This window comes from Chryseobacterium sp. C39-AII1, assembly GCF_039672645.1.
Classification (GTDB): domain Bacteria; phylum Bacteroidota; class Bacteroidia; order Flavobacteriales; family Weeksellaceae; genus Chryseobacterium.
The window spans coordinates 150,968-165,279 of the sequence record NZ_JBDFPQ010000010.1 but is presented as its reverse complement, the minus strand read 5'-3'; the positions used below and the strand labels follow the sequence as shown (position 1 = coordinate 165,279).

General features: G+C 35.1%; 10 protein-coding genes. 7 read left to right on the top strand and 3 right to left on the bottom strand.

All coding sequences use genetic code 11. From position 1 onward, the window contains the following. Nucleotides 1-388 precede the first annotated feature (388 nt). From mdlD to ABEG63_RS15580, 4 genes are all read left to right on the top strand, one after another. Complete coding sequence (mdlD, locus tag ABEG63_RS15595; protein ID WP_346586067.1) at nucleotides 389-1,717, top strand: NAD(P)-dependent benzaldehyde dehydrogenase MdlD; 1,329 nt, start codon at nucleotides 389-391, stop codon at nucleotides 1,715-1,717. Between the two features lie 197 nt (nucleotides 1,718-1,914). Further along, nucleotides 1,915-3,207 carry a hypothetical protein gene (locus ABEG63_RS15590; RefSeq protein ID WP_267405258.1) on the top strand — a complete coding sequence of 431 codons (1,293 nt, stop codon included), beginning with the start codon at nucleotides 1,915-1,917 and terminating at the stop codon, nucleotides 3,205-3,207. A 2-nt stretch (nucleotides 3,208-3,209) separates the two neighbouring features. After that, nucleotides 3,210-3,800, top strand: coding sequence for an LPS export ABC transporter periplasmic protein LptC (gene lptC / locus ABEG63_RS15585; protein ID WP_346586055.1), 591 nt, complete (start codon nucleotides 3,210-3,212; stop codon nucleotides 3,798-3,800). A 6-nt stretch (nucleotides 3,801-3,806) separates the two neighbouring features. Beyond that, a complete protein-coding gene (locus ABEG63_RS15580) occupies nucleotides 3,807-4,850 on the top strand; it encodes an anhydro-N-acetylmuramic acid kinase (RefSeq protein WP_346586053.1) in 1,044 nt (347 codons plus the stop codon). A gap of 31 nt (nucleotides 4,851-4,881) precedes the next feature. Here the strand turns inward: ABEG63_RS15580 and ABEG63_RS15575 are convergent, their stop codons facing one another. Next, on the bottom strand, nucleotides 4,882-5,271 hold the full coding sequence (locus ABEG63_RS15575) for an SRPBCC family protein (RefSeq protein ID WP_267405255.1): 390 nt from the start codon (nucleotides 5,269-5,271) through the stop codon (nucleotides 4,882-4,884). Between the two features lie 40 nt (nucleotides 5,272-5,311). Here ABEG63_RS15575 and ABEG63_RS15570 point away from each other — a divergent pair, with 40 nt between their 5' ends. Beyond that, entirely contained in the window at nucleotides 5,312-5,923 is a 612-nt protein-coding gene (locus ABEG63_RS15570; protein ID WP_346586051.1) for an NUDIX domain-containing protein, read from the top strand. On the opposite strand, the gene murF is transcribed toward ABEG63_RS15570, so the two are convergent. Both murF and gldJ read right to left on the bottom strand, forming a co-directional pair. Then, on the bottom strand, nucleotides 5,916-7,187 hold the full coding sequence (gene murF, locus ABEG63_RS15565) for a UDP-N-acetylmuramoyl-tripeptide--D-alanyl-D-alanine ligase (protein WP_346586049.1): 1,272 nt from the start codon (nucleotides 7,185-7,187) through the stop codon (nucleotides 5,916-5,918). The two genes, ABEG63_RS15570 and murF, sit on opposite strands and share 8 nt — an antisense overlap. Before the next feature lie 65 nt (nucleotides 7,188-7,252). After that, a complete protein-coding gene (gene gldJ / locus ABEG63_RS15560; RefSeq protein ID WP_346586048.1) occupies nucleotides 7,253-8,854 on the bottom strand; it encodes a gliding motility lipoprotein GldJ in 1,602 nt (533 codons plus the stop codon). Nucleotides 8,855-9,017: 163 nt separating this feature from the next. Between gldJ and porU the strand changes: the two genes are divergently transcribed. Together porU and porV are read left to right on the top strand one after the other, a co-directional pair. Next, nucleotides 9,018-12,917, top strand: a complete 3,900-nt coding sequence (gene porU, locus ABEG63_RS15555) for a type IX secretion system sortase PorU (RefSeq protein WP_346586047.1) — start codon at nucleotides 9,018-9,020, stop codon at nucleotides 12,915-12,917. Between the two features lie 60 nt (nucleotides 12,918-12,977). Then, nucleotides 12,978-14,141 carry a type IX secretion system outer membrane channel protein PorV gene (gene porV / locus ABEG63_RS15550; RefSeq protein ID WP_267405251.1) on the top strand — a complete coding sequence of 388 codons (1,164 nt, stop codon included), beginning with the start codon at nucleotides 12,978-12,980 and terminating at the stop codon, nucleotides 14,139-14,141. Nucleotides 14,142-14,312 lie beyond the last annotated feature (171 nt).

Here is a 14,312-nt window from a genome sequence, read left to right as displayed (position 1 = left end):
TGTAATAAACTTTTGAGAATCTGTTTTGGAGTGGTGAAGAATAAGACGAAATATCAACCGGATTATCAAAAAAACTTTAAAATTTTAACCTAAATAATTTGCAATTTAACATAGAACATCGGGGCTAAGATTGCAGTCCTTACATCAAAAGTATTATTATAATTTGATGACTTTACAAGATAGGAACTTCAAAAAACTGATAATCTTGGCACTAATTTTTCATTGTTGGTTGCAGTCTATTATAGGTCATATCAATAATATTAATTGGTATAAAATCTAAATTAAATTGTGTGCAATATAATTTTCAGCAATACATTTGTGATATCAATTTTCAAATTAGTTTAACTATAAAATATTGTGAAGTTTTCGAAACTTTCAACAATTAAAAATAAATAAGATGGATCAACAATCAGAACAGAAAATAAGAGAAATATTCGCTCAACAGAAAGCATTTTTCAAAACCAATCAGACAAAAGATATTGAATTCAGAAAGGCTCAATTGAGAAATTTCCGTGAAGTATTTTTAAATCACACAGATGCACTTTGCGAAGCATTAGATATCGATTTGGGGAAAAGCAGAAAAGAAGCGGAATATGTGGAAATACAAATCGTAATCAGCGAACTTGATTATCTTTTAGAAAATATTGATGACTGGGCAAAACCTACGGAAGTTCCTTCGAAACCTTTACCATCAGGAGCTGAAGTCTCCAGCAAAATTATGTATGAACCTTATGGCGTAAATTATATTATCGGACCGTTTAATTATCCGGTTCAGTTGACTTTCAGTCCGTTGATTGGCGCTCTGATCTCAGGAAATACAGCCATCATTAAGCCTTCTGAAAATACACCTCATGTGGCAAAAGTTCTGGAAGATATTGTGAAAGAATCTTTTGATGAATCTTACGTTGCCGTTGTTCAGGGTGCAATTGAAGAAAATACTTTACTATTGAGCTTACCTTTTGATTATATCTTTTTCACCGGAAGCCCGAATGTAGGGAAAATTGTAATGAAAGCTGCAGCCGAACAATTAATTCCTTTAACTTTAGAATTAGGTGGAAAATCTCCAACAATCGTTCATAAAGATGCTGATCTTGACAAAGCAGTAGCCAGAATTTCTTACGGAAAATGGATCAATTGCGGACAAACCTGTGTGGCTCCTGATTATATTTATATTCATGAATCGCTGAAAGATGAATTTATTGAAAAGTTCAAAACGTATTTAAAAAGTACATACGACGATCAAACGCTTGGAAAAATCGGGAAAATAGTAAGTCAGCAACAAATTAAAAATCTTGCAGGTTATTTGGAAGCAGCTCCAGAAAAAGTAATTTACGGTGGAAATTATGATCTTGAAACCAGACATTTCGAAGCTACTTTAATGGATAATGTAACTTGGGATGATAAAGTAATGCAGCAGGAAATCTTTGGGCCGATCCTTCCGATCATGACTTATAATGATATTGATGAAGCTTTGGAGGAAATCAATAATCGTCCGAAACCTTTGGCTCTGTATGTTTTCACCGAAGATCAGGATTTTGCACAAGATGTTTTAAACCGAACAACAAGCGGCGATGCAGAAATCAACAGTGCGATCGTGCATGTGGGTTCTCACTTTTTGCCTTTTGGTGGTGTAGGAACTTCAGGAATGGGAAAATATCACGGAAAATTCAGTTTTGATAATTTTAGCCATACAAGATCTGTGCTTCAGGTAAAATAATTTGAAAACAATTAAAACTATATTAAAGACTGTTCAACTTAGGATGAATGGTCTTTTTTGTTTAAATTAATATCATTTTTTTTGAGGAAAAATCATGTTTTTAGCCTAAAGATGAGCCCTTAACAAACTTTAACCTCGTTAAACTTTTACAATTCATTAATATTTAAGATATTTGCGCATTGTTTTAAAAATAAAGAATGAAAAAAATCTTTGTACTATCATTTATATCGGTGGGATATTTCCTAAATGCACAGAGTTTAAGTAACTCGCCCTATGCAACATACGGAATTGGAGATGTAAAATATGATAATACGATTGAAACTGCCTCTATGGGAGGTATATCAACAGCTTTTATCAGCGACTTTTCGAGTAGTTTCAATTTTGCCAACCCAGCTAACAACGCTAATTTCGAGCTTACAAGTATAAAGCTGGAAGCTACCAACGAAAACAATTACTTCAAAACAAATTATAATAATACGAAGTCTACCAAACATTCTACGTATTTGTCTAACATTTCTTTGGCTTTCCCAATTTCATCGAAAATAAAAATGGGATTGTCTTATCAGCCATACAGCTCAAAAAGCTATGACATCCTTAATTCTGAAACAAGAAAAGATGAAATGGGCAATGAGTATGTGGTTGCCAATCGTTTCAAAGGAAGCGGTACGCTGAACACAGCTATGGTTGCATTAGGTTATAAAATTACTCCGGAATTTTCTGCGGGTTTAAGAGCCAATTTATATTTCGGAACTCTATATGATACCAATGAACTTGCTCGTTCTAATGCAGAATTGGTAAATGGTTACGAAACGAAAAACAGCATCAAAAACTTCAACTTCACATTAGGAGCAACGTATCAAAAAGTAAATCCTTCTACAGACCGTAAGTTTACGATAGGTGCAACAACTACTTTTGGAAATACTAATGGTAATATGACGACTGATTATACCAACAGTACGTACTATTATTCTGCAGTAGATGTAAAAGCAGGGCAATCTATTATTGAAGAAAAAAGTACTAAATCTAAAAACCTTCTTCCGTTGCAGGCTTCATTAGGGGTTGGATATGGAGATGAAAACCACTGGTTTGTGTCTACACAGCTAGACTATAAAAAAGGAGAAACGGTTTCTTACTTCGGAAATACTTTCGATATGCAAGATTCTTACAGAGTAGCAGTCGGAGGTTGGTATTTGCCAAACTATAACAACTTCAGAAGCTATTTCTCAAGAGTGGTTTACCGCTATGGTGCTTTTTATGAAAAAGGAAATATTCAGCTTGCAGGAAACAATATCAACAAGTTTGGTATCTCTGCGGGAGTTTTATTACCATTCAAAAACAGCAGTATAACAAGAATGAGTGGTCTTGAACTAGGCATCGAACTAGGAAAAAGAGGAACACTTAAAGATAATCTGATTAACCAGAATTTTATTAACTTTAGAGTCGGCTTTAATTTTGCCGATAAGTGGTTTAGAAAAACTCTATACAACTAAGAATGAAGTTGAGAAAAAACATATCATATAAAAATATAGCATGCCTTTTTAGTTGTGCTATATTTTTTATATTGACCTCCTGTGACGAAGATGTAACAAAAGCCAACGGCAAACAAAGTATAAATTTCCCTTCGCAGATTATTAATAATGCCAATATTATTCAAAGAGATTCGGGATTTGTAACCTTGAGAGCCATTGCCCCGATTATTGAAAAATATGAATTGATTGATAGCCCATATGTTGTGGCAACAAAAGGAATCAACATTCAGTTTTTTGATAAGAAAAAGCCTAAAATTCCCGGAAAAATTACGGCTAAATATGCTAAAATTTTTGAGTCTAAAAAATTCTATGAAGCTAAAGGCGATGTAAGAATCACTACCAATGAAGGTCAAAGATTTGCCATGCAAACCTTATATTGGGATCAGCCAAAACAAAGAATTTACACTCACGACACGGTTTACGTAACGATGGAAGATGGTTCTACATTAATTGGTGCCAAAGGAATGACGGCAAAAGACGACTTTTCAGAATACACTTTTTATAAGAATACCGGAGATTTCAGTGCGGCAAAAATCTCTGAATCTAAAAAATAAGCAATCATGGTTTTGCAGGCAATTGGTTTAATGTCCGGAACAAGCCTTGATGGCTTGGATATTTGTTTTGCAAGATTTGAAAAGCAAGAAGTTTGGACTTTTGAGATTCTTAAAGCAGAAACAATTTCTTATCCTAAAAATTGGGAAGAGAAACTCCGAAACTCGATACACTTATCTGCTGAAGATCTATTGGAAATCCATTCCGAGTATGGTTTCTATTTGGGTGAATTGGTGAAGAATTTCATCAAAAAGCATCAATTAGAAAACATTGATTTAATCGCTTCTCACGGGCACACTGTTTTTCATCAACCACAAAGAAAATTCACGTTACAGATTGGTGACGGAAGAGCTATAAAAATTAAAACGAACTTGCCTGTTATTTATGATTTCAGGACTCAGGATGTTTTGATGGGCGGAAATGGCGCTCCTTTAGTTCCTATTGGTGATGAAATTTTATTTTCACAATACGAAGCCTGCTTAAATTTAGGCGGATTCTCTAATATTTCATTGAAAATTAATAATCAAAGAATCGCTTTTGATATTGCTCCTGTGAATATTGTCCTCAATAAACTGGTACAAAAATTCAATAAAAGTTTTGACGAAAATGGAGATTTAGCAAAAACGGGAAATATTAATGAAGGTCTTTTATCAAAACTCAATTCATTAAACTTTTACCAACAATCACACCCAAAATCTTTAGGAATTGAATGGTGTAATGAAAATATTTTTCCTCTATTTGAACAAACAGAAATGCTTGATATTTTAGCCACTTTCACTGAACATGTAAGCCAACAAATCGCGAATATTATCAACGAATATCAATTAAAAAACATTCTTTTTACAGGCGGCGGAACTTACAATACTTTTTTAGTTGAAAAAATTAAGGCTAAAACTACTGCCGAAATCATTATCCCACACAAAGAAATCATTGATTATAAAGAAGCATTAATTTTTGCTTTTATGGGCATTTTAAGATTGAATAATGAGATCAATGTATTGGCTTCTGCTACGGGAAGTTTTGCGGATCACAGTTCGGGAGTTATGGCATAAAAAAAACCTCCATTGCTGAAGGCTTTCTATCTTATTTATAAACTTCGATTTTATCCGTCAAAGTATTAATGAAATTCTGAAGAGGTTTTTCAACCATCATTTTAATAAAAGGATTAAATTTTCCTTCAAACAACATTTGCACCTCAGTTTGGTTTTCGTTTAAAGGATTTAAAGTTGCGGTCAATGCAAAATCTAAGCTTGAACTTGCAGACTTCAATACAGCTTTCTGATCGTTCACTTCATCTATTTTAAGGGCAATTTCAGGCATTCCCTGTAATCCGAATTTAAATCCATCTTCTCTTGTTTCAAATTTCTGAAGACCATCCGGCATAAATTCTTTGTAATTTTCAGGAGATTTCAGTATTTCTACAAGCTCCTTCGATGATTTATTCACAATAATCTTTCGTCCTTCTAAATTCATTTTTTATTTTTGTATTTAAATTCTTAATTCTTACAAATATATGTATAAAGTTTTTGTGAACGAAAAAAAATTGTTACTGTCTAAGCAATCTGAGAACTTAGAAAAATCGCTTAGCTATGAAAGCTTCACAACTTTAGAAATGGCTTTGGATCTGCTGGAGAACACTTCAGCCAACGAACTGAACGTGTACGGTGAAAATATTGAAGAAATCTGGACAGACTTTCAGAAACTTTTCAGAATCATTGAAGCGGCAGGCGGAATTGTAAGTAATGAAAATGGAGAAATTCTTTTCATCAAAAGATTAGGAAAATGGGATCTTCCAAAAGGAAAAATGGAAAAGGGAGAATCGCGTGAAGAATCTGCGGTAAGAGAAATCGAGGAAGAAACAGGTTTAAAAGATGTTGAATTGGTACAATTCATCAATACAACGTATCATATTTATATCGAAAGAAACGGCGATAAAGTTCTGAAATGTACGCATTGGTTTGAAATGAACTTTAATGGTGAAGATACCTCAAAACCACAAACAGAAGAAGGAATTACCGAAGTTGCCTGGAAAAACGACACTCAGATCGAAGATGAAGTTTTTCCAAACACATTCAAAAATATTAAGTTGATTTTAAAAGAATTCTGGAGCAATAGATCTAAATAAAGTCTATTGCTTTTTCCAGCGCAATTCCTCTGGAACCTTTTAGCAATACGTTTTCTGACTGAATTTTATTCGATTTTAAATATTCTGTTAGCTCTGCCGTATTCTCAAAAGATGTTTCAGATGAATTGATGCTTTTAAAGTTTTTGCCAACGGTAAAAATTTCATCAAAACCTAAGTTTTGGGCTAAATTTAAAATATTTTGATGCTCTTTTTCACTCTCTTCTCCTAGCTCAAGCATATCACCAATAATGATTGTTTTTGAACCTTCAAAGGTGATAAAATTATGCAAAGAAGCCGTCATAGAACTCGGATTGGCATTATAAGTATCCAACACCAACGTTTTACCATCTTTTTTCACGACCTGAGAACGCATATTCGTTGGTGTGTAATTCTCAATGGCATGTTTAATTTTATCGAGATCGATTCCAAAGTGTAAGCCTAAACTTGCCGCTGCACAAAGATTGGTGAAATTGTACTCCCCTGTTAATTTAGAAACAGCTTTTTCATTTTGATAAACTAAACCTACAAAATGCTCTTCTGAAAATGTTTCAAAATTATAATCTGAAGTCTCTTTTCCAAACGTAATTGTTGGCGAATAATTTTCTGTTTTTTCAATCTGAATGGGATCATTTTCATTAATCAAAATAGTTTGACCGTGAGTTTTTAAATAATCATATAATTCAGATTTACCTTTAATTACTCCTTCAAAACCTCCGAAGCCTTCAAGATGGGCTTTACCAAAGTTAGTGATATAGCCATAATTTGGCTTGGCAATTTTCGAAAGTAATTCAATTTCCTTCTGATGATTGGCTCCCATTTCAATAACCGCCATTTCATGTTCTGGTTTAATCGAAAGCAGCGTTAAAGGAACTCCAATATGATTGTTCAGGTTTCCGAAAGTATATTGAACATTGAATTTTTCTGACAGTACAGCATGAATCAATTCCTTCGTCGTAGTTTTACCATTACTTCCCGTTAATCCGATAATAGGAATTTGAAGCTGATTTCTATGATGAATGGCAAGCTGCTGCAGAAATTCTAACGTTGATGGAACATAGAAAATGTTTTTAGCTTCGTTTTCAAAATGCTTTTGTTCAACAATTACGGCTAAAGCACCTTCATCAATAGCTTTTTCGGCCAATGTTGCTGCATTGAAATTATCTCCTGAAAAAGCGAAAAAAATATCATTCTTTCCTATTTTTCGGCTATCGATAGTTACTTTATTTGATTGTAAAAATAAAGTGTAAAACTGTTCTATATTCATAATTCAAAAATAAAAAAACCTTCCAAAAATTCGGAAGGTTTTTTAAAAATATTTTTTGATAAATATTATCTTCTAGTTCTACTCTTATCGCTAGCTCTAGCATCCTGTGCAACACGGAATCCAATCCAACCATAAGCCTTGTTTTCAGTCTTATATCTTCTTTGTCCCGGATCTAGCCAATAAGCTGTATCTTGCCAAGAACCACCTTTTACTACTCTAACATCGTTAGACATAGCAGAAGTTCTGTCTTTTGTATCTTTTTGCATTTTTACTCTACCTGTAGCATCTACGATAAATCTCTGTTTTGGAGAGTTGTACATATCATAAGATGCAGCAGAATCTGCCGCTCTGTAATACTCTAATGAAGACTGTCTGTCACCATCTCTGTAGTTTCTGTAGTCAGCAACTGTTTGTCTTTCGAACTGACCTGGTAAGTTTTTGTAAACTAATCTTCCGTCAGCCAAAGTATCATATTTAATGCTTGTCTCGTCTACCATTTTGTAAGTACCGTCACCGTTTCTTACGATAGCCTGAGGCATATTTCCTCTGTAGTAGTTGAAATCACTGAAGTCTTCATCAATGATGGGTCTGTATACGTCAGCAGTCCATTCAGCAACGTTTCCATACATACCATAGATTCCTAGGTCATTTGATGGATATTGTCTAACGTCTGAAGTTTGTGCAGAACCGTCGTTTTTCCAACCTGCAATACCAGAATAATCTCCTCTTCCCATTTTGAAGTTTTCAAGGAACATTCCTCTGTCTCTACCTTTAGTACCTCTTAACAATTCGATTTGAGGTTTTTTACCTAAATATTGGTTGTACTCTCTGTTTTTAGCCATTCCTAAAGCAGCGTATTCCCATTCAACTTCTGTTGGAAGTCTGAATTTTTGTACCATAGCGCCATTAGGAGCTCTGTTTGCAGCTAATAATCTTTGGTTTGTAGTTTTCAAACCAGTTTTTTGCTGCATTCTTTGTTCATTTATATATCCTTGCATTTCAGGATCATTCGCCTTGAATTTATCCATGTTGAATGCAGTTCCTCCTTGGTTGTTAGATTCGTTGATGTACAAATCTTTAGCAATGATACCAGCTTGCATTAAAGCTTTTTCATTTGCTCTATCAGTCAACCACTCGCAGTATCTGTTGGCTTGAGTCCAAGAAACACCTACTACCGGGTAGTAATCGAATTCAGGAGAACGGAAATAAGTTTCGTTATAATCGTTTCTAGATAATTTGTTGTCCCAAAGTAAGGTATCTGGCAAAGCACCGTTGTAGATTTCCTTAAAACTTGGGTCACTTGGTGGGAATACATACTTCAACCATGTCAGGTATTCGCGGTATTCATAGTTAGTAATTTCTGTTTCTCCGATAAAGAAAGAACTTACCTGCATTCTGCGTGGTGAGTTATTCCAATCGTGCATAACATCATCTTTCACTAATCCCATTGTGAAAGTTCCACCTTCTACATATACCATCCCCGGCCAACCTTTTTGTTTTTGTTGCTTTCCTGCAAAAAACCAACCTTGTTTCTCGTTTGGTTTCCAACCTGTTTTGCTGACAAATTTTTTAGTACCGCCGCCTTTGCTAGTACCTGATCCACCACAACTGGTTAATGCAAGTGTAGAACTTAATGCTATTAATGAAAACAACTTTAGTTTTTTCATAGTCGATATAAATATTTTCAAAGTACAAAGAAAAAATAAATTATTCAATAAATCAAGTAAAGATTGATTTTTTTGAAAAACGATAACAAATTAATTTTATTGTATCGCAATTTAATTATAAAATTTTCATTTATTTTGTAATTCGGAAATTTGAATAATAAACATGAGAAAAAAAATCACGCTTTTATTTCTATTAGCCTCTACATCAATGTTTTGGGCCCAAAGAGTCAACATTGAATGGAATGGTTCTAAAATTCAAGACTTTGGTGAGTCTAAAATTAATCTTCCAAATTTCAAAAATGAAGGTTTTTCTTACAGCCAAAATAGCGTTTTTATAACTACCAGACAAAAAATAGGAGAAAAGCAGATCAAAATTTCTAATTTATCTTGGGAACCAGTTTCCAACAGAGATTTATTTGAGCTTAACAGACAATTGCTGCCCAAGCGCGAACTGAATAACGTATCCTATTATTATCATGAGGGGGAAAGATATGCCAACATAAGTGTTTCATTATTTAAATTTGAAAAAGGTCAGGTTTTAAGACTTGCTTCGTATGATGTTTCTGAAGGTGCCGCTATTGCATCAGGCAACGGAAACGCCAATAAAGTGGGAACAACTGCAAACCCTTTGGCAAGTGGTGGTTTTTATAAAATTAAAGTTGATAAATCCGGAATTTTCAAAATTACAACTCAGTTTTTAAAAGATAACGGCATCAACCCTTCTTCTGTAAATCCTAAGAATTTCAGAATTTACGGAAACGGAGGAATCATGCTTCCTGAAAATAATCAAGACACGCAATACAGCGCCTTGCAGGAAAATGCCATTCAGGTGGTAGGTGAAGATGACGGTGTATGGAATGATGGAGATTATGCTTTATTCTATGCCCAGGGGCCGGATGGTTACAATCTTTATGATACAGGAAACGGTAACGGCTTTAAAAGAAACGAGACAAGGTTTGACAGCAGTAATAATCTGAAAAACATCTACGAAGATCATTCTTATTATTATATTAATTTTGATAAAGGTGCCGGAAAAAGAGTGCAGCAAGCAGATGTAGCACTTCCAAATACGGCTTTGATTACGAGATACGATAACTATCAGGTGATTAATAACGATCAGAAAAATTTGCTGAAAGTTGGAAGAATCTGGGTGGAAGATGCACCGTTTACCACAGATAAAACGATTACTTTTAACACCAATTCGCCAATTCAAGGAGGCGATTTTATCAGATACCGTACACAGATTGTAGGGTATCATGCTCAGCAGAACTCAACAACATTCAATATTAATAATCAAAATTCAGTTCCTATTCCTGTTCCGCCAAACGGAACCAATGTTGCCTATGATTTTTTTCCTTTGAATTACAACGGAACGATTTCAAATTTAAGCGGAAATCAGATTACTATTAATTATAAGCCTGATATTACAACAAATCCTAACGGAACTTTCTATTTTGATTATGCCGAAGTGCAATATAAAGAAGATTTGAAATTCAACGGAACTCAGATGAATTTCAGAGATTTTTCTTTAATGAGCGGAACAAATACCAACTATGGTTTCAGTATTTCTAATACCGCACTCATGGAGCAGGTTTGGGATGTTACCGATATTACGAATGCAACAAGACGAGTAAATAAAGCGGCAGGAAATGGTACTTTCAGTTTCGGATATAATTCTTCTAACCCGAATTTTAATAATGAATTTGTAGCTTTCCGAGCAGAATCTGCTTATTCGCCACAGTTTGTGGAGAGAATTGCCAATCAAAATCTTTCTGAAATACAGAATGTAGATTATTTAATATTAACCACTGCCCCATTCATGTCTCAGGCGCAGAGAATCGCCAACTTTCATGAATCAAGGAACAGCTATAACGTTCAGGTAGTTGATATTAATAAAATTTATAATGAATTCGGCAGCGGAAGCAGAGATCTTACCGCTATCCGTAATTTTGTAACGAAATTAAATACTCCGGCAGGACGTTTAAAATATGTCTTCATTTTAGGAGATGCGTCATATGACTATAAAGACAGAATTTCCGGAAACACCAATATCGTTCCAAGCTACGAGAGTGAAGAATCTGCAGATTTTGTGAGCTCATTCGTTACAGATGATTATATCGTGATGACGCAGCCGCAGACCTCTAATCAAATTGAATATATTTTACCGGATCTGCCTATCGGAAGAATTCCTGCTGCCAATGTTACAGAAGCTGCCAATATGATTGATAAATCTTTGGCTTACAACAATTCTCTTCCGGGGCAATCTACTCCGTTTGGAGAATGGCGTATGAAGCTGGATTTTGTGGTGGATGATGATAACGATGGCGGAACACCTTTCCATACTGTAATGAATAATTCTTTGGTAAATGTTTTCGAACAAAACAATACCAATCTTAAAGAATATAACGTAAGAAAATTGTATTTAGATGCTTTCCAGCAACAAAGTTCTGCGGGAGGGCCAAGATATCCGCAGGTAAACCAGGCGATTGCCAATGATGTAGGAAACAGCTTATATCTTTTCTATTTCGGGCACGGAGGTATCAATGGATGGGCACAGGAAAGGGTTTTATCTTCTGATGAAGTTCAGAATTTCAACAACTTCTCGAATGTTTACAGCCGATTCCCTTTTGTATCTACGATTACGTGTGAATTTACCCTTTGGGACGATCCTGCAACCAGTTCTGTAGGAGAGCAGTTTATTAAACTAAAACAAGGCGGAACTTCTACAATGATTACTTCCAGCCGTGCGGTAGGTGTAGGATATGGTATCGATTTTACGAATATTCTTACACAAAATATCTTCAAACTGGAAAGTGATGATTTTGCCACATTAGGTATGGCTCATTTAAATGCTAAAAAACAAAAAGGGGCTTATCCGGATCACTTAAAAGTAAACTTCCTTGGAGATCCTGCTACGAAATTGAGCAGACCAAAAAGACTTTTAACAATTGATAATATTGAAACTCCGGTTCCGGGATTAATCCGAGGATTAGATTTTGTGAAAATTACCGGGCGAGTTACCAATCAGAACGGAACCACCAACACGACTTTCAACGGAAGAGTGGTTATTAATATTTTTGATAAAAGATTAAATAAATCAACCTTAAATAATGACGGAGGTTTAACGCCGATCTTACAATATACAGAAGAAGGAAGTGCAATTGTAAAAGCATCCGGAACTGCCGTAAACGGAATTTTCACCGTAGAATTTTATGTTCCGAAAGATATTAACTACGCTGTTGGAACAGGTAGAATTCTTGGATATGCCGATAATAAAGCAACCGATGTTTTCAACAACCAAGCCGTTCAGGTAGGAGATCTTAATCCAAACGGAATTAATGATAACGAGCCGCCAAAAGTGAAATTGTATATGAACAATACAAATTTTGCCGATGGAGGAATTACAGATCAAAACCCGATGTTATTGGCTTGTGTTACGGATGATACGGGAATTAATTCTACAGGATCAGGCGTTGGTCATGATATTACTGTATATTTGGACGGCCAAATTATTAACACCGTAATTTTGAACGACTTCTTTGCTTCAGGAGAAGGAAATGGTTGTGTAAATCCTAGCTTAGCCGATTATCAGAAAGGAAATGTAACCTACCCTTTCAGAAATTTAGGATTAGGACAACATCAATTAACATTTAAAGTTTGGGATATAAACAATAATTCTACAACTTCTACGTTGAATTTTGAGGTTAAGGATGAAGCCGACCAGCGTTTGACAATCAACAGACCAATGAATTGGCCAAATCCGTTTACCAATAAAACCTACGTTCAGTTTGAGCATAATTGTGATGATATTTTGGATGTAAACGTTCAAATCTATACAATTACAGGAAAATTAGTAAAAACAATTTCACAAACTGTAATGGCAGAACCGTTCCTACAGGGCTTTAGAACGCCTCGCCAAGCAATTGAATGGGACGGAAGAGACGATTTTGGTGCAACAGTAGCAAAAGGTACGTATATTTTTAAGATATTTGCAAAAAGTCAAAATCAAGAAAAATGCAAAGGAAGTGCTACAGCTGTAGAAAAAATGGTACTTTTGAAATAATTTTAAAATAATAATTGTAACAATATTTATAAAAAACTGATAATATATAAAAGACAACATATGAATTTAACTACTAAGCTGTTTTTGGGGATTGGTTTAAGTGCTGGTTTTTTAGGATACTCGCAGGATCTAAGTAAAATAAACCCAGTATTAACCGGAGCTCCATTTCTAAGAATTGCGCCGGATGCTAGAGCCGGAGGTATGGGAGATCAAGGGGTTGTTACCTCTCCCGACGCGTTTTCTCAGTTCTGGAATGCAGCGAAATATCCTTTTAGCAGGACGAGTTCTTCCGTTGGGGTAAACTATACTCCGTACATGGGGAAACTTACAAATGATGTATTCTTATTATATGGTGCGTTCCACAAATTCTTAGGTCAGGAAGAAAGATCTACGATCTCAGCAAGTATTTATTACTTCAATATGGGTGAGGTAGATTTAACTCAGCTAGTAGGAAATGATGTAACTTCAATGGGTACCTCAAAGCCAAACGAATTCTCTATCGACGTTGCTTATGGTTTGAAACTTTCTGATTCTTACTCCATGGCCGTTACAGGTAGATTCATTCGTTCAGACTTAGCCGGAGGATTCAACACAGATACGACTTTGAAAGCGGCCAACTCTTTTGCAGTAGACGTTTCAGGATACTATACTTCTCCTAGATTCTCAAGCTTCGGAGGGTATGACGGAAAATTGAATGCAGGTTTTGCTGTTCAGAACTTAGGTCCGAAATTAGATTATACAGGAAACGAAGAATCAAGATCTTATTTGCCTACTATGGCAAGATTAGGGGTTGGTTACGACATGTATCTTGATGATGTAAACAGAGTGGGATTAAGCGTTGAAGGTTCAAAAATCTTAGTTCCTGGTTCTGAATATGCAGGAATCGATCCGAATACAAGAAAACCAATGTATGCAGTGCCAAACGTTGGTGTAATGCAAGGTATCGGAAAGTCTTTCAAAAATGCTAATTCTATCATGTATAGTGCAGGTCTTGAGTATTCTTATGACAATGCATTCGCAGTAAGAGGAGGTTATTTCCACGAAAGTGAAGAGCAGGGAGCAAGACAATTTGCAACAGCAGGTATCGGATTAAAGTACCGTTCTTTCGGTCTTGATATTTCTTACCTTATTAATATGTCTAAAGTTAATACCGCTTTGGATAACACCCTTCGTTTCGGTCTAACTTGGAACATTGGTGATGAAACATCTAATGTAGATTACTAAGAAACATATCTTAATATAATACAAAGCTCCATTTTTATGGAGCTTTTTTGTTTAACTGAGGTTTGATTAATTTTAAAGATTCTTATTTTTCGTTTTATACTTTGTCTGCTTTTCGTTTTATACTTTGTCTGCTTTTCGTTTTGAGTTTCGGGGGGGGGGGGGGGGGGGGGG